Here is a 17,640-nt window from a genome sequence, read left to right on the forward strand (position 1 = left end):
TCCTATCCTTTAGTCAATTTCAACAATCATCTTAACATCGAGTAAGACTAAGTATTTATGGCTCACTTTTTCTTGAGAAAAGGAATTTAGTGCTTGTTCATACAAACGCAATTGACCTGTATATTTCTTCTTAATATTGGTAATTGACTTGTCCCAATGCTTAATATCAATATGGTCGGTCTTATAATCAAACAGTATTATACCGTCATTTCCTATAAAATAGCCATCAATTGTTCCATGAATTAAGATTTTAGCATTTGAATCACTAAAATCTGGGAATAAGGTTCTGGCTGCTAACAAACTAGAAAAATCAACTTCTCGTTTTAATTGTTTTGGCTTTTGCCAAAACTGTTGTGCAAAGTCACTATGGACAAACCAATCAATTTGTTCTTTATGCAAACTGGGAACAATTTCAGCTTGTAACTTATTTTGTTTAATAAGGTTCTGAATTTCCATATTGAGTTGTTCAATGTCTCCCTTACCTTCATAATCGTAATACTGTAAAATAAGGTGCATGGCAGTACCAATTTCACTACCCGTAAATTTGGTTTTAAACAAAAAATTGGGCTTGGTATCAATTGGTTCCAGATACCGATTAGCTGATGATAATAGTTGGGCATTTTCTAATTCTTCATCTAAAGGATCATTAAATGCCTTTTTAATTTCAGAAACCGATTGATAGGCTGTTGTTTGACTAGCATCTTTAAAGGGATAATTAAAATCATACAACTGCTGGGTTGTTTTATTAAGTAACTCTAAATTATTAAATTTTTTAGAAGTTGTTTCATGACTTACGATCGATTCAGTATCATTAAAATTACCACAATAATATGAAATTATTAGTTTTTCATCATTGTCAAGGGCTGAACTAATTTCACATATTTTTTGCTCTGAATGTTGTTCAAGCTTTAAGGCATTAGCAATTAAGTCAAATGGCGTTTGTGCATGTAACTTATTATATAAAGAAGTTTGACTTAACTCATTTTCGTAATTAGATGAATTTAAAAAATTAGATACTAAAATCAGTTTTTGTTTTGCTCTAGTCATTCCAACATATAAAATTCTAGCCTCTTCTTCCAATAACTGTCGCTGTTTTAAGACATTATCAATCGATTTAACAAGCGAATCAATCCGATATTTTGGTTGCCGAATTGTTAGCCCCACATTGTTCGAAGTAATAATATAATTTCCACTTAAATCACGCTTTTGAAATTTATGTTGCATACCAATATAAAAAACAATTGGAAATTCAAGTCCTTTTGAACTATGAACAGTCATTAATCTGACAGTATCATCTGCTTCTCTGGCAACTAACGGCTGTGCTAGATCTTTTTGATTACGTCTCATTCTTTCAATGAAGTTAATAAATTGATAGAGTCCCTTGAATCCTGCACTCTCATAAGAAGTTGCTCGTTCATATAGTGATTCTAAGTTTATTCTACGCTGTTTCCCATTCGTTAACGCCGTCATAATTTCTAATAAGTTAGTTTTTTCATAAATACTCCAAATCAACTCAGAAATTCGGTGATTAACAGCAAACAATCTCAATTCATCTAACTGGTTTAAGAAATTTTTAACTTGTTTACCTAATTTGTCATTTACTGAAACATATGCGATCAATGCATCATAGAAACCAGTTTTTTTACTATGAACTCTAATCTTAGCTAAATCAGGTTCTTTGAAATTAAATAGTGGTGAACGTAAAACAGCTACCAACGGAATATCTTGATCTGGATTATCAATGATGCGCAAATAATTCATAATAACTGTCAGTTCAAGTGTTTGAAAATAATTTTTGGCATCCGTAACTAAAAGTGGCAAATTTTGTTTGGAAAACTCCTGCATAATTGTCAAATTATCGCTGCGGCTCCTAGTTAGTATTACAATATCGCTATATTTAAAAGGTCGTTTTTCTCCACTATGAGTATCAAAAACTTGTAAATTTTCTTTTCTAAATTGTTTGATTCTTTCAATTACCAATTTAATTTCAATTGTATTAGTTCCTGCTGCTGAGCTTTTTTCATCCTCACTGTTTTTATCATCTTTTTGGGGATAAATAAATTCGGCTGCCTGTGGTAATAGTTTAGGATAGTATTTTGCACCAAATTTCAACTGTCCTTCTTGAGCATAATCAATACCACCAAAATCAGGTGTTAATATATTGTTAAAAATATGATTAACAAGTTTAACTACAGGATCAGTAGAACGAAAATTATCAGAAAGTAAAATTCTTTTTTGATCATGATTGCTTTCTTGTGCAGCAGCATGGTATTTATGTAGGAATAGACTAGGTTCTGCCTGACGAAAACCATAAATTGATTGCTTGACATCCCCTACCATGAATAAATAATTCTGATTTTTTTTCTTTATTAATTGCAGAATTTTTTCCTGTAAAACATTGATATCCTGATATTCGTCAACCAAAATTTCCTTAAATTTATTTTGATAAAATTCACGTGCCATTTGAGAGCTGGATGTATCTTGACTAAGAATTTGATAAGCTAATTGTTCCATATCACTGTAATCAATCAAATTTTCTTCTCGTTTTAACTGATTGAAGCGATCAATCAATGCTAATTCCGCATTAGTGATTGCCGTCATGATGCGGTTGCCTTGCCGCATTATATCAAGCTGATCTACTTCATCAGTTGCATAAAATGAAGTAAAAGTATCAAATACTAAATTAGCCGCTTCTTTTTTTACTTCGCCAAGTTCTTCTAAATCAACTTCTTGTAATTTTTTATTGCTAGGAACTCTTCCTTCAAACACACAACTTTGTAAAAGTTCACGCTGCTGATCATAATTTTGATCATTTTTGAGAGCATTATAATAATTTGCTATACGTTTAGCAAATGAAGTGAAGTTTTTTCCGAATTTAATATATTTTGTCTCACTGAAATCTGTCAATGATAATTGGTTAAGTTTTTGCACTAAAGGAGAAAAAGCACTTAAAAGATAAGGCTTAATTTGCTGCTGCCATAAATCAGAAGTAACAACTTTTTCACCAATTTGATATTTATTATTTAGTTGTTTCAGCCAAGATTGATAATCTGGTTTAGCCATTGCATAGTCGTATAGATCTAATAATAAATTTCGAGCTGTTTCGGCATCTCGATCACCTGCAAAATTATTATAAAAAGCAAGAAAATCTGCATCTTTTTCTAACAACATCTTATCTTCAATATCGTGTAAAGCATGTTCTCGCATTAATTCTGCTTGAGTTTCATCAGTTAAGATACTGAAACTAGGATCAATATCAATTATATAATAAAATCGATGAATGACATCCAAACAAAAAGCGTCAATAGTAGAAATGTTTGCAGTATCAACTAGATTAAGCTGCTGACGTAGATAATTTTGATTGGCGTTATCTTCTTCACTGCTTTTTTGTAAAACAGCCTTAATTCGAGTCTTCATTTCCTGAGCAGCAGCTTTAGTAAAGGTAACAACTAACAGTTGATCTACACTAGTACCAGATAGAATTTCTTTCATCAAACGTTGCACTAAAACGGTTGTTTTACCACTACCAGCCGAGGCAGAAACAAGGATATCTTTGCCTTGAGTATCAATAGCTTCTTGCTGCTGTTTAGTAAAATTAGTCATTTTTTCCCTTGTCTCCTATGCTTAACTTTTTTTGAATTTTAGTGATTAGTTCTTGTCTTGTTAAATTATCAATTTGGTGATATTTATTTTCTTTGAGCATGGCATCAAAGAAGAAGATATCACGATAATCTGAATAAGTTAGAGCATTAACAGATTTTCCGTAGCGATATGGGTTAAGTTTAACTTGACCAGATAAAATTTGGCTTGAAGCCTCTTTGATTAATTCCTCATCATATTTTAGTAATTGTTCAAGTTCATATTCAGTAAAAACTGGAGAATCATTTCTTGAAGATAGAGTTCCATCCGCCTTAGTTTTAGCATTATCATACAATTTAGAAGCTGTACTAGGAATACTAAGTTCTGGGTCTGCTACAAATAAAGACATTTGATCGAGGTTAATCAAACCACTATATTTCAACTTCTTTTTACCATAAAAGCTAGCTTGTTTTGGCTGCAAATCAGATTTAAAACTATTTTTACCATTTAATCTATCAAGCTGGCGAGTAAATGTTTCATAAAATGCACCTAAAAGCGCCAAGGGTTGTTTACCAGCAAAAAACTGCTGATTGTGCGCTAGGACATCCAAATAAGAGATCATTTGTAATGAAATTCCTTCATAAAAGTACCCCATATTAAAACTTTTCGAAGAAGATTTATAATCAATTATTTGAGCTAATATTTCATTTTTTTCTGGAATTGTTGCAAGATCCACTCGGTCAATTTTTCCACGAAGATTGACATAATGCTGACCATTTAAATTAGGAATTTTCAAGTTAAGACCCGCGACAGGCTCGCCTGATCCAAAACTAAGTTCCGAATATTTTGCCCTTAATGGGGTCTTTTGGACTGCACGATGCCAGTAGTTGACCACTTTTGTGGTAGTTTGATCAAGACAATCAAATAAGAATTGATTAAAAGGATCATTGAATAATTGCTGATATTTGGCCTCATCCTTCATTTTATTATGTACCAATTCAAGTAATTGACTAAGAGCGTCATCATCAACTTCAGCTAAATCAAGTGAATGCTTATTTAGTTCCTTAACTAGTCGATCAAGTGTTTCATGACAATAGTTACCAGCTTGAATGACGTCTAATTCATTTTCAAATCGTTTATGCAAACGCAAGCCATACCGTAAGAAAAACTCATAAGAGTTTTCAAAATAAGTTTCTAACTGTGAAACTGATGAGCTAAGATTTTCACCATATAACTTTTGAGCAAGTTCGGGTTCCAAATTGACAGGTTTATTAATAAATTGACATGATTCAAGAACCAATTTTGTTTGATTAGGTAATCTCTTCTGAGTTAGCTTTAATAAATAATCGACGTCAAATTCAGATTGAGTTTGTTTAAGATAAGTTAAATAACCTAGGCTCGCCTTAGGATTGGTTATAAAGGATAATATCTCTTGCTGGCTTGCTGGTAAATTATGTTGTGAAAATTCAGAAATACCGGCATGTTTGAATCGCTGATAATAAATTGATGGCTCAATGGATTCGTTCTCGGTATTTGTTACAGGATATGATAAATAAACTCGATCCTGTGCTAAAGACAAACAGAGACCGAATTGATAATTTTGGTCTAAATTACTTAACTTTTGTTGATCTTCTAGATAAGAATCTTCACCAAAAGTTTGACTCATATTTTCTAAGTTTTCACTGCTTAAAAATCCAGGGGTTTTATTGATCTTGGGCAAATTATTATTGGAAGCACCTAAAATAAAGACCTGCTTATAACCGCTAACTTGGACAATTCCAGTTTCTGAAAGGTTAACAGCATCCATTGTTGATGGAATTTGCGCAAAATTTGCCTCTTTAAACCCATTTACCAAGACATTAAAAAAGCTAGTTACAGAAAATTCATCTGGATTAATCAGTAAATAATCTTGGAGCAATGTATTCAATAAGTCCCAAACTTGTTCCGATTGCCTTGCTTGCTGTAAATCACCACTTTCTTGAGCGGTTGCCCGCCAATTTTCTAAAACTTTTGTAACACCATTTTTTGTTAAAAAATCAAAAAAAACGGTAATCGCCTTACGGGTGTCTTTTTCCTTTTGCAATCTAGCTAATAGCTTAGAGATTTCTTTAACAAAGAAATCCTTTAATTTATTTATCTTTGCTACTTCATCTGGAACTTGATCTAATCGAATAACACTAGCAGCAACATAATCAGTAAAATTACGCTTCCATAAATTGTGGTTGATTCCATGAGCAAGAACGAAATTTTCAAGTTCGTCTACATCGTGCAGATAATTAGCGTCTTCTTGATACCACTCAGGAACTATTAGTCTTGTTTTCATGATTGCCAACATGTTAGTTGTTGATAGTGGACGATTAAAAAGTTGAGCTATATTTTCAATTAAAACGACTAGTGGGTGAAATTTCATTTCTTGTTGCAAGTCATCAAAAAAGGGAATATTATTTTGGCGCAAGATTGGAATTAAGTAAGTTTCATATTCGTGTAAATTTGGTGCTAAAACCAAAAAATCTCGGTAACGGTATTTATTTAAAGCTACTTGCTGATAAATGGTGCGCGCCACAAAATATGCTTCGGCATAGCGATTATCGGCTTTAATCAATTGGAGAGATTTAAGATCCCCAATGTTATCTACTACTCCTGTCCAAAATTCGTTTAGCATTTCACGACTGGTAGGATTAATTACAACAGGCGTTTGTTCAATAGTATATTTAAGACCTTGCTGTTTTAAATACCCAACTAATTGATTGATTGTTTTTTGAATAACATAATCATATTCTCCGGAGACACAATTGTGGATAATAGTACCATTTTTTGTTTTAAAGGCAAGCGTTACACTGTGAGCCTTTTGCATTAATAATTTAATTGTAATACATTCTTGTAATGAAAAATGTGAAAAATCACTAAAATAAAAGTCAGTCTTTGATAAGTCTGAGTTGCTTGCCAAATATTCATTTAACTGAAGTTGAATTTCATTAGCAGTTGAAAACTTCTCGCTAATTCCCTCAATAAAAGCATGATAGATAATCTTTAAATCAGAAATTTTTTCCTTTGTTTCAAGATTTAATTGATTCTCATCAATGTCATCTAAGTCAAGGTTTCCAGAACGGACTTGCAAAATAGTATCATATAACTGCTTAATTAATCCGGGATTAATATTGGCTTTTTGGAAAAGATGCAAATGATCACGATTTTGCTCGATTATTTTAGCTAATAGCATGGCTGCGGCAGCATCATCAAGTTGAACGGGTAGTCCCTTTTCTTCATTTTTTAAGAAGAACCAAGCTAAACGAGAAAATGATAAAACACGCAACTTTTCAACCGATTGTTCTACTTGATTTTGTGAAACTGCCAGTTTATTTATTGCCCGAACTTCTGTGGTAAACTTAATATGGTTAGGGACAATGATAAAAGTTTCATGCTCTGGAAAGTGCTGGTAGTTCTCTACTGCCTGTTGCAAGATTTCTTCTTGTAAAAAATCTGTTTGCCTACCGACTAAAATTTTGATCATTTGTTCTCTTCTCCTTTGCTATTATTTTAGCATAGGAGCATAAATTTTTTCACAAACATTAAAGGAACTTAAATAAAATGAAATGTAGTTATCTCGCACATGGAAAAGTAATTCTAATTGGTGAGCATTCGGTAGTTTATGGCTATAATGCGTTATCAATACCGATTATGGCTCTGCATATCAAAGTCACAGTTGAGCCTAGTTCGGAACTGTTGATGAATACTACACACTATCAGGGTCCTTTTTTTATGGCTCCTTCTTCATATAATGGTCTTAAATATGTACTTAAAACAATGCAAGCAAAAGCTGCAAGCACTGAACAAATTAAAATTACTTATACAGGAGAAATCCCACCAGAACGTGGGTTAGGTTCAAGTGCAACTGTGGCCTTAGCAACAACCAAGGTGTTAGATGAATATTTTAATTTGAACCTTTCTGATGCTGATATTATGGCAATAACTAATCATGCAGAAATGATTAATCATGGTAAAGCATCTGGTTTAGATGCTGCAACTGTAAAGTCTAGTTATCCAATTTTCTTTAATTCTCAAGACGGACCACAAGAAATAAAGTCTAGGTTACATGCGTCACTGTTAATCATGGATACAGGTGAATTGGGTAATACAAAACAAGCAGTTAATCAGGTACATGAGTTAATACAGCGTTCTAGACAAGCAAAAAATAATTTGAAAAGATTGGGAAAGCTTGCTGATGAAACAAAAGACGCTTGGCTTAATCATGATAAAATAACAATAGGTCAAATTTTTAATCAGGCACAGTCGTTACTGCATTCTTTTAATTTATCTACAACTAAAATAGACCAACTACAAGATCTTGCTTTGTCTAATAACGCTCTTGGTTGCAAACTCTCTGGTAGTGGATTAGGAGGAATTGTAATTGTCCTGTGTTCTGATCATCAGACAGCTGAAAAAATTGCTCAAAAGGCAAATAAATTAGTTGAAAATAGTTGGATTGAGGAGATTTAATGAATAAAACTGTTCGAGCACATACAAACATTGCACTTATAAAGTATTGGGGAAAAGCTGATGAGCATAAGCGTCTACCACTAATGTCTAGTTTATCAATGACTTTGAATCAGTTTTATACGGATACACGAATTTGTGCAAGCACTAGCAATTGTTTTCAACTTAACGGTATTATGCAAACAGGTCAAAGCTACCGACGAGTGTTTTCTTATTTGAAATTTTTGCAAAACAAGTTTAATGTTACCGGTAATTTGTTAGTAGAATCTTATAATCATGTCCCAACGGCAGCAGGATTAGCGTCTTCTAGTTCTGCTTTTGCGGCTTTAGCTGGTGCATTTGCTGCCTACTATGATTTTCAACTTGATCGACAAGAATTATCGCGTTTAGCAAGATATGGATCAGGTTCTGCTAGCAGATCTGTTTATGGCGGGTTTGCAATCTGGCAAAAAGGGACTGATGATAATTCTTCATATGCATATCCTTTAGATGAAGTACCACAGATAGATTTGCAACTACTAGTAGTAGAATTAGATCCTCATCCCAAAAAAATAACTTCAACTGCTGGAATGAAACATGCTCAGTCTTCCCCATTCTTTCAACCATGGCTAAAGCGTAATGATCAGGAATTAGCCGCTATGATAAATGCAATTAAAGAGGAAGATTTCTCCACTTTGGGTCAAATAGCAGAGTTAAATGCTAGTGAAATGCATGCCATTAATTTTACTGCACAACCAGGTTTTTCCTATTTAGAGCCAGAAACAATTAAGGCAATAGATGTTGTCCATGATTTACGAAGTAAAGGAATTGAATGTTATTACACAATTGATGCAGGACCTAACATAAAAATTTTGAGTCAGTTAAAAAATGTAAAAGATATTATTAATCGGTTTGTATCGGAATTTGACAATGTTAAGATAATAAATGCAGGTTTTGGTCCGGGCCTTTCATATTTGGACTAATTTCTAATTTTAGATGAGTTAATTAGTTAGGAGATTAAATTCCCTTGATAACAGAGCAAGCTCCCGGAAAGTTATATATTGCTGGTGAATATGCAGTTCTAGAACAGGATTGTCCCGCAATTTTAGTAGCTATAAATCAATTTATCCGTGTTTCAATTATGGAATCAAATTCAACAACCGGTTTAATTCATTCGAAACAGTATTCTCAAAGTTCAATTCACTGGGTTAGACATGGTGCACGAATGGTTATTGACAACCGTGATAATCCATTTGAATATATTTTATCCGCAATTTCTTATACTGAGCGATTTTGTATCGAGCAGGGTATAAAAATGAAGGTATATGATTTACACATTAATTCAGATCTTGATTCTGCTGATGGTAAAAAATATGGACTTGGGTCAAGTGCAGCAGTTACTGTTGCAACAGTGAAAGCAATTTTGCGTTTTTATGATGTCCCTTTTAGTAATGAACTAGTATATAAACTTTCGGCAATTTCGCATTATTCTGTCCAAGGCAATGGTTCTGCTGGAGATATTGCCGCTAGCGTCTATGGGGGATGGATTGCTTATCAAACTTTTAATAAGAATTGGTTAAAAAAAGAACTAATTCATAAATCATTAACGACAATTTTAAATGAAGCATGGCCGGGATTGAAGATCCAGTTGTTGACTCCTCCTCAAGGCATGCAATTATTAATTGGTTGGAGCCATAAGCCGGCATCAACTTCTCTACTTGTTGACGAAACCAATGCCAATAAAGCAGCTTTAAATGGAGAATACAAGTGCTTTTTAAAATCTTCACGAAAATGTGTCTTAGAAATGATTGCAGGATTTGAACAGAACGACATTCAGTTAATTCAACATAAAATTAGGGAAAATCGCAAATTATTACAACATTTTGCAAAAATTAACCAAATTGCTATTGAAATTCCGCGCTTATCTAAGTTAATCAATATTGCTGAATCATTCGGTGGAGCTGCTAAAACATCTGGAGCCGGAAACGGAGATTGTGGGATTGTGATCACTGATTCTAAGACAGATTTTACGGGATTAAAAACAAAATGGCAGCAAAATGGTATTATGCCATTAGATTTTCGCGTTCATCAAGTTAATTTTATTTAAATGAAAATCCAATAATAATGAGGTAAGATATGTCAATCAGATCTAAGCGTAAAGATGAACATATTAAATTAGCAGAAAAATTCTACTCTCAGAAAAAAATAAACAGTTTTGATGAGATGCACATAATACGGCCAGCTCTCCCAGAAGCTAGTGTTTCTAAAACAATTCTTAGAACTAAAATGTTTGGTAAAGATTTAGCAGCACCATTTTTTATTAATGCTATGACTGGAGGTTCACAAAAGGCTTACGCCATTAACCAATCCTTAGGTAAAATTGCTTCGAAAACTCAAATTGCCCTTGCATTAGGTTCTGCAAGTATTCTTATCAAAGAGCATGATCAACTTGATAGCTTTATTGTTGCTCGTGAAGAAAATCCCGAAGGCGTTATAATTGCTAATGTTAACGCAGCAACTTCTGCAAACGATGCTCAAAAGATTGTTTCAGAATTAAAAGCTGATGCCTTACAAATACATCTGAATGCTGTTCAAGAAATTGCAATGCCTGAAGGTGAACGAAAGTTTTATTGGTTGGATAATTTAAGAAAGTTGCGCCAGCAAATTACGGTTCCGTTGGTAATAAAAGAAGTTGGCTTTGGGCTAGATCGTGCTACCATTCATTTATTGAAAAATGAAGGTTTTTCCTTGTTTGACATAGCTGGTAGCGGAGGCACTAACTTTGCTCAAATTGAAAACGCGCGCAATCAAAGTGACCTTTCCTATTTAGAAACTGTTGGATTACCAACGGTCATTTCAGCTATAATGGCTAAAAAAGAAAAAGTTGACTTTATCGTTTCAGGTGGCATACGCAATCCTCTTGATGTTTTAAAAGCTTTGTGTTTAGGCGGAAAATACGTTGGAATTGCCAATACATTTTTGCAGGTTTTAATTAAAAATGATGCAGATACTTTGTTACAGATGATTTTGAATTGGCAAAAAGAATTAGCGGGATTGCTAGCTATATACGGGCAAACTGATTTACAGACTGTTTCTTCAATTCCTAAATATTATGATTTGCAATTACAAAATTGGTTGCAACAATTATAATAATAAAAAACTTGTAAGTTAATCCTCTACTGGATTGAGTTACAAGTTTTTTATTACTTAATCATTTAATAAATTCCAAATTTCTTTTTGTACAGCACTATCATTGCTTGATCCAATAATGCGACCGGCAGCTTTCTTGGCAATTGGTAAGGCTGTTGCAGTGGCAAAACTACGACCGACATATTTCAGCATTCCTACATCGTTACCACTATCGCCAAAAGCCACCATTTCACGAGGATTTATGTTAAATTTGGTACTAAGATACTTTAGACCCTGTGCTTTATTCATTCCCTTGGTCGACATGTCAATTGAGGTTGAAGACCCAGAGACAAAATCAAGTTGTGGGTAATTCTGCACTAATTGCTCAAGTAATTGAGGCATTTTATTTTGGGGGACATCAAATGTTGCTTTAAAAATTTGGTCGTCTAAATTTTCAAAACTATTAACCAGAGTTAATTTTTCATAATATTTTCTTAGTTCATTGCTATATGCTTTCCCCTCCTGAGTTAAAACATAAGCACTGGCCAGTCCAGAAACTGTAACTCGCTCGTTATACTTGTTAATTATTTCCAAAACAGTTTGCCAATCGGAATCTGACAAACTGTTAACATGTAATACTTGCCGTCCTTTTGCTACTAGTGCACCATTTTCTGCAACGAAATAAAGTTGATCAGCTACGTTAGGAAAGCGTGAATATAAATTTTCAAACTGATTTCCACTTGCAATTACAAATTTAATGTTGCGTTGTTGCATAATTGCAAATTCACGCAAAAATAATTCTTCATCATAGGTTTTGGCATCAGTTAACCAAGTACCATCCATGTCAGTTGCAACTAATTTAATCATTAATTTAATTTTCTCCTTATTGTTTAGTGCGAAGTCCCTTAGGATAAAAGTTTTTTAAGACTGCATTACCAGTTATTTTTCCAAAGCTAAAAATCCCCTCGCGATAACTAACTAAAACAAAGCCCCGTAATTCACTAATAGTAGGCAAAGCTTCGCCATGAAGAAACTTTATATAATCATTTTCGGAGAGATTGATTACACAATCTTGATGTATTTGTCCAAGCACCATAGCTAACTGGTGACCAGGTTCAAACCGATTTTTCTTTATTATCCCTAATTCTACCCCATTATTAAGAATTTTCAGTGATAATTTATCTTCAATAGCGGGGATAAAGACATGTCCGTTGCTAACACGGCTGGTTTTGGACCAATTAATTAAAGATGTCGGTAGTTTAAACGGTTCCATCACTTTAGATATCCAAAGCTTTTCTTCTTGGGTTAATCTGTTCGTAGCATCTCTATTGGAATGCTTTTTTTTATGCTTATTAATACTATTTTCGTGAATAGAACTTTGGAGTTTTGCAATGAATTGTCCCTCTCCCAAATTGTCAAAAGGCCAAAAACGGAGTGTATTTCTCAAACTAGAGTTGCCGTTTCCCCACTTTGGTTGACCATGATCTACATTGGCTTCTTTAAGATTAATTGGTGATATTTTAAAATTATACTGTTCTACTAACCACGAAACAATTTGCTCATCTTCTTCTGGTGCAAAGGTACAGGTAGAATAAATCAATTCTCCACCTGGCGCCAGCATTTTAACCGCTTCTGTTAAAATTTCTTTTTGACGATTTTGACAAAGTTGTATGTAATCTTGTGACCAATACGTAATCGCGTCTTTATTTTTACGAAACATCCCCTCACCACTACATGGGGCATCAACAATAATTTTATCAAAAAAAGCAGGAAATTGCGGAGCTAATTTTTGCGGACTTTCATTTGTGACAAGTGCATTAGTAATCCCCCAACGTTCAATATTTTCTCGTAAAATTTTAGCGCGAGAAGTGGATATTTCATTTGCTACCAGAAGACCTTTTCCTCGAAGTTGTTCCCCTAAAGCCGTGCTTTTTCCACCTGGAGCTGCACAAAGATCTAATATACGTTGACCAGGCTTAGCATTTGTAATTAATGCTGGAAACATAGCTGCCGGGTCTTGTGAATAAATAATACCACTTACCCATTCAGGACTTTGACTATTAAATTGACCGTAATAAGCTTGTGGAATGTCTGGAACAGAAGAAGCTTGGTGATTATTAAATTTATACTGTTTGTTAAGCGAATTAATACGATAAGCCTTTTTTGGATCATTGTCTAACGCATCAAATAGTTTATTAGCTTTGGTTTTTCCGAGTAAAGTCCGATATTTATCAACAAATTCAGTTGGAAGATTAAGCATTAATTTTTTCCTTTCGCCAAAGATAAAACAAAGTATAACAATAACTGATAAAAGCTACCAGCCAACATATAGATAGAAGCCAGAACAAGTGTTGTTGCTTGGATATAAATGTACGCCAATTAAGAAAGAAATATGCGCTAAATGTTAAAAGTAATTCCATTAAGATAATTCTAATTCCACGGTTGAACAATAAATTATTTAGCAGATGCCCGCTTAAATGAGTTTGTTTACCAGTTGACCATTCAATTATTGCCAGCAATACATTACAGAGCATAATAATAAAACCAAAAAAGATCATAAAAATTATTTCTTTAATTACTGAAAACCGATGAATTTGATGTTTTTTGACAAAAGAAGGTATTTTGACCTTAACATGATAATGAGATGCAAGATGACGAATTACTTTGTTTGAACTATCAATAATAATAACGTAATTCTTTAATTTGAACTGCCCTGTTGGTTGCTCGGGACCAGTAGTCAAATAATAACCAGTTTGCTTCATCTGCCGATAATGTTTTAAGGTTCCAATTACAGAATAATAATTATTATTAAGCTTAAGATATTGATTGCCTTGAGTTTTAAGTGTTGCTGCCTTAGAATTTAACCCTAGTACAGCAAAAGTGACTCTGCTTTTAAAATCGTCAACTGAAAAATAACGACCAGACTCTGTAGGTAAATTAATAACATTATAATTAGACCAAACTAACGTTTGATTGGTTTCATTTTTGTTTGCCAAATGAAGTTGGATTTTATTTTTAGGATATTTTTCTTGTAGATAATTCAAAAAGGCACTAACTGTTTGCTTGTTTTTAATTTCAAAATAGCGTGTATTATTACTTAATCCATAAGCTTCAAGCAGCTGATCTGCTTCTTGTGATTGAATACTGGAAAGTATGCTACCAATACCTAATAAAGAAAGAAAAATAATTAATAATAAAATTGCTTTTTTAAATTTCATGCTTGATCTCAAATACCTGTTCATTAATAAAGTCGAAGCTGCTAAAAGATTGATTTATTTGATGCAACTCTGAAGATTGACTGAAGTGCATTTTATGCCAAAATTCGGGTGAATTAGTTACCCCTTTTTTTTCGCCAATAAAAAGCAAGTGACTGTTAGGATTATATCTTTCCCATGTTTTAACCGCCAATAAATCACTTTTAGTGAAATTAGGCGCCCAAGAACAAATAATTAATTCTACATTAGTAAATTTTTTAATTGCCATCAAAGCATCGAAATTATAAATTGGATAATACGTTTGCCTACCAGTGGCAGAAGTTTTGGACCACTCAAAAGAATCTGTTGCAATCATGTTAACTCCAACTTGGCTTAACGCTTTGGACCAATATCCGTTGCCAGCCATTATTTCTAAACCATTCTTAATTTGTAAGTTTTCTTTGATTAAATCGGCGGTTGTTAAATTTGGCAAAGACCAAATGCCGTATTTAACAGATAAAAACTGACGTAAACTATTAAATAGTTGATTAATAATTTTAAATTGGTTAATTTGTTTAAAAGTAAGTGTCTGACTAATTTCTTCAACTTCGTTTGGTAAAAAGCCCAGTGGCTTTGGCGCATTGGGTAAAATATTTTTGTGTTTAACAAAAGAAATTATTTGCCTTACTTCTAAAGTTTGTTTATGAACCTGTTGTCTATTAATTGCAGCGTCTAGCTGGTTAATTTTAGTTAAAAAATCTGTCATCTTTAATACCTAATAATGATTTTACCATTCAAACGAGAGGATTTCAGTTATAATAAAGAGGAACTTGATAAAGGAGAATATTTTATGGCAAAAAACGTAACTAAAAAGCAAGATGAAAAAGAAGAAAGTTGGGGTAAATTTATTCTAGATGTTGTCGTTATGATGGCAATAATTCTTGGAATCTTTTATTTGCTATTTAATTTTGTTCTTTCAAATGACCGTGTTTCTGGTCCGTCAATGCAGCCCACCTTTGAAGATAACGAACGGCTGATTTCGGTAAGGCATTTTACTCCCAAAAGAAATGACGTTGTTGTTTTGTTAGCACCTAAGGCCGCTAACGATGTTCCGGGGGCTTTATATATCAAACGTGTTATTGGTTTACCTGGAGATAAATTAGTTTCTAAAAATGATAAAATGTATATTAATGGTAAATTGTTTAAGGAGCCATATTTAGATAATAGCTTTAAAAAAGCAGATAATGATGCTGGGCAGACCTACACATCTAATTTTACCTATAAGGTACCGAAAGGCTCATACTATGTAATGGGTGATCATCGTGACATATCAAAAGATTCGCATATTTTTGGTCCAGTAAAACGTGATGCCTTGGTTGGCAAGGTTGTGTTCAGATATTGGCCGTTTACAAAAATTCAAGGATTTTAACATTACTTTTTAAAATTTGTTAAAATAAATTGTAGAGGAGATTTTATTATGAATCAGCAATTAGAAGAATTGTCCGGTGCAATTATTAATTATGAAGTAAAGCATCACGTAACTGATACCGATTTGGCTTTTGCTAGTCATTTATCAGTTGAAAAGATTCATGCAATGAAAGCTGGTACTGGTGCGTGCACTACTGAAGAAATTAACCAAATTTACGATTATTTGGCTACTAATAATTAAAAATCATTAATATACATAACAAAAGCCATCAAGACTGTTCTTGATGGCTTTTGTTTTAAAATATTTACTTCTTTTCTTTAGCTTCAAAGTATCTAGTCATTAAAAAGATATTGATGCCCAAAAATATCAGGTCAATCACAACTAATGTTAAAATCACAATTATTAAACTATGAAAAGCATTCTGGATACCATAAAATCCTGAGTTAATAAATAACTGTCTGAGAAATTGGTTAGCCTTGCTTAATAACCACGCAAGAACCATTATAATTATGAAACGAATTACTTCCATTATCTTTTTACTTGATGATCCAGGAAGAAAATCAAGCAAGGCGCTACTGGAAAAATTAAAGAAGCTAATCAAAAAGTAACCAAGAAATGCAATTAAGATGGCTAATAATATTGCTTCTAACAAAACTGCGATAGTATTAATATCTACATTATGAAGCGAACGTTTAAATTCAGCTATGTTTCTTAGCGTATCAGTATGAAATTGTTTGTTAAGTAAAAATGTTGCACCAAATAATAGAAAGTTTGCCAGAAATTCTAAAATAGAAAAATAAACAACCGCAATAAAAGAACTTAAGGTATTATCAGCGTATAGTAAACTATCCTTAATCGGTGCTAACCGCCAAGTTTGGTTATTATTAATGTGCTCATTTTTAACACAAGTTACAACATAAAAAATAAGTATAACAAAAAAAGACAGCATTAAAAAAATAGCGCACAAACCTGCAAAAAAATCTTCAGCTTGAGTAGAATTAACAAAAACATGGCCTACAGAAAAAAATGCAATGCCTAACGAACATACAAATTGTAAGAGAAGCCATAAAAAGCAATCCTTAGTTTTTTGTTTAAAAAATTCGGTAAACAGTCGGTTAAAAATTGACATTATTCTTCCTCCCCTTGATAAAGACTTTCATAATATGTCTCTACACTAATGTTCTTTGCTCTTATATCATCCGCAGATTTATGTGTATAGATTGTCTTATTTTTAATAATCACGATTTCATCAAGTGTTGTTTCAATTTCATTAACAAAATGATCTGAAATTAAAATGGTTGCCTGATCTTCTTTCCAAAGGAGAATTGAATTAATAATTTTTTTACGAGCCATTGCATCGATTCCCGAAAAAGGTTCATCTAGCAAATATAGATCAGTTTTACGGGAAAAAGTAAGAGCAATAATTAATTTTTCTCGCATTCCTTTCGACATTTGCGATAACCGCATACCTAAATCGAGTTTCATAAATGAACGCAACTGTTCAAATTGTTCGCTGTTAAAATCTTGATAGATTACTTCATAAAAATGTACTATCTCATTTATTTTGGTTGACCCACTAAAACCAGTTAAACCATCAGTAAATGACAAGTGCTCTTTTCGTTCGGCTTCACTACTTCTACCGGCAACGGTAACTTCTCCTTGATAATTTTTAGCCATGCTGGCAATAATTCGCATGAGTGTTGTTTTACCAGCACCATTTTCACCTAGAAGTGCCACAATCTTGCCAGGCTGTAATTGTAAGTTAATGTTTTCTAATATTGTTTTATGATTCTTCTTGTAAGTTAAATCTTTAATTTCTAAAAGATTTTCCATGAT

General features: G+C 33.0%; 14 protein-coding genes. 6 read left to right on the top strand and 8 right to left on the bottom strand.

The features are described 5' to 3' along the window. Window positions 1-9: 9 nt before the first annotated feature. Together addA and F5ESL0228_RS04185 are read right to left on the bottom strand one after the other, a co-directional pair. Window positions 10-3,603, bottom strand: coding sequence for a helicase-exonuclease AddAB subunit AddA (addA, locus tag F5ESL0228_RS04180; protein WP_122022952.1), 3,594 nt, complete (start codon window positions 3,601-3,603; stop codon window positions 10-12). Then, complete coding sequence (locus tag F5ESL0228_RS04185; RefSeq protein ID WP_122022953.1) at window positions 3,596-7,090, bottom strand: PD-(D/E)XK nuclease family protein; 3,495 nt, start codon at window positions 7,088-7,090, stop codon at window positions 3,596-3,598. The genes addA and F5ESL0228_RS04185 overlap by 8 nt, the downstream gene beginning before the upstream one ends. A gap of 77 nt (window positions 7,091-7,167) precedes the next feature. Between F5ESL0228_RS04185 and mvk the strand changes: the two genes are divergently transcribed. Genes mvk through fni form a run of 4 tightly spaced genes read left to right on the top strand, consistent with a single transcriptional unit; the run spans window position 7,168 to window position 11,202 of the window. Next, a complete protein-coding gene (mvk, locus tag F5ESL0228_RS04190) occupies window positions 7,168-8,076 on the top strand; it encodes a mevalonate kinase (protein ID WP_122022954.1) in 909 nt (302 codons plus the stop codon). Next, entirely contained in the window at window positions 8,076-9,035 is a 960-nt protein-coding gene (gene mvaD, locus F5ESL0228_RS04195; RefSeq protein WP_122018217.1) for a diphosphomevalonate decarboxylase, read from the top strand. Before mvk ends, mvaD begins: the two co-directional genes overlap by 1 nt. Before the next feature lie 44 nt (window positions 9,036-9,079). Further along, complete coding sequence (locus F5ESL0228_RS04200) at window positions 9,080-10,159, top strand: phosphomevalonate kinase (RefSeq protein ID WP_122018218.1); 1,080 nt, start codon at window positions 9,080-9,082, stop codon at window positions 10,157-10,159. A gap of 29 nt (window positions 10,160-10,188) precedes the next feature. After that, a complete protein-coding gene (gene fni, locus F5ESL0228_RS04205; RefSeq protein ID WP_122022955.1) occupies window positions 10,189-11,202 on the top strand; it encodes a type 2 isopentenyl-diphosphate Delta-isomerase in 1,014 nt (337 codons plus the stop codon). Between the two features lie 57 nt (window positions 11,203-11,259). Here fni and F5ESL0228_RS04210 read toward each other — a convergent pair whose 3' ends face one another. The 4 genes from F5ESL0228_RS04210 to F5ESL0228_RS04225 are packed head-to-tail and all read right to left on the bottom strand — an operon-like array spanning window position 11,260 to window position 15,141. Further along, the gene (locus F5ESL0228_RS04210) at window positions 11,260-12,048 is read right to left on the bottom strand and encodes a Cof-type HAD-IIB family hydrolase (RefSeq protein ID WP_122022956.1); all 789 of its coding nucleotides are present in this window, start codon (window positions 12,046-12,048) and stop codon (window positions 11,260-11,262) included. A gap of 16 nt (window positions 12,049-12,064) precedes the next feature. After that, window positions 12,065-13,441 (bottom strand): RsmB/NOP family class I SAM-dependent RNA methyltransferase, encoded by a 1,377-nt coding sequence (locus F5ESL0228_RS04215; protein WP_122022957.1) that lies wholly within the window; start codon window positions 13,439-13,441, stop codon window positions 12,065-12,067. Next, entirely contained in the window at window positions 13,434-14,399 is a 966-nt protein-coding gene (locus F5ESL0228_RS04220; protein WP_122018222.1) for a hypothetical protein, read from the bottom strand. The genes F5ESL0228_RS04215 and F5ESL0228_RS04220 overlap by 8 nt, the downstream gene beginning before the upstream one ends. Next, window positions 14,389-15,141: an SAM-dependent methyltransferase gene (locus tag F5ESL0228_RS04225; protein ID WP_122018223.1), complete on the bottom strand. Its 753-nt coding sequence runs from the start codon at window positions 15,139-15,141 to the stop codon at window positions 14,389-14,391. The genes F5ESL0228_RS04220 and F5ESL0228_RS04225 overlap by 11 nt, the downstream gene beginning before the upstream one ends. 84 nt (window positions 15,142-15,225) lie before the next feature. Between F5ESL0228_RS04225 and lepB the strand changes: the two genes are divergently transcribed. Then, window positions 15,226-15,804 (top strand): signal peptidase I, encoded by a 579-nt coding sequence (lepB, locus tag F5ESL0228_RS04230; protein WP_122018224.1) that lies wholly within the window; start codon window positions 15,226-15,228, stop codon window positions 15,802-15,804. 48 nt (window positions 15,805-15,852) lie between these two features. Next, window positions 15,853-16,044 carry an LBP_cg2779 family protein gene (locus F5ESL0228_RS04235; protein ID WP_122018225.1) on the top strand — a complete coding sequence of 64 codons (192 nt, stop codon included), beginning with the start codon at window positions 15,853-15,855 and terminating at the stop codon, window positions 16,042-16,044. Window positions 16,045-16,108: 64 nt separating this feature from the next. On the opposite strand, the gene F5ESL0228_RS04240 is transcribed toward F5ESL0228_RS04235, so the two are convergent. Further along, a complete protein-coding gene (locus tag F5ESL0228_RS04240; protein ID WP_122022958.1) occupies window positions 16,109-16,933 on the bottom strand; it encodes a hypothetical protein in 825 nt (274 codons plus the stop codon). Next, on the bottom strand, window positions 16,933-17,637 hold the full coding sequence (locus tag F5ESL0228_RS04245) for an ABC transporter ATP-binding protein (protein WP_122022959.1): 705 nt from the start codon (window positions 17,635-17,637) through the stop codon (window positions 16,933-16,935). Before F5ESL0228_RS04245 ends, F5ESL0228_RS04240 begins: the two co-directional genes overlap by 1 nt. Between the last annotated feature and the right edge of the window lie 3 nt (window positions 17,638-17,640).

The sequence above is a fragment of the Lactobacillus sp. ESL0228 genome, assembly GCF_003692825.1.
GTDB lineage: Bacteria > Bacillota > Bacilli > Lactobacillales > Lactobacillaceae > Lactobacillus.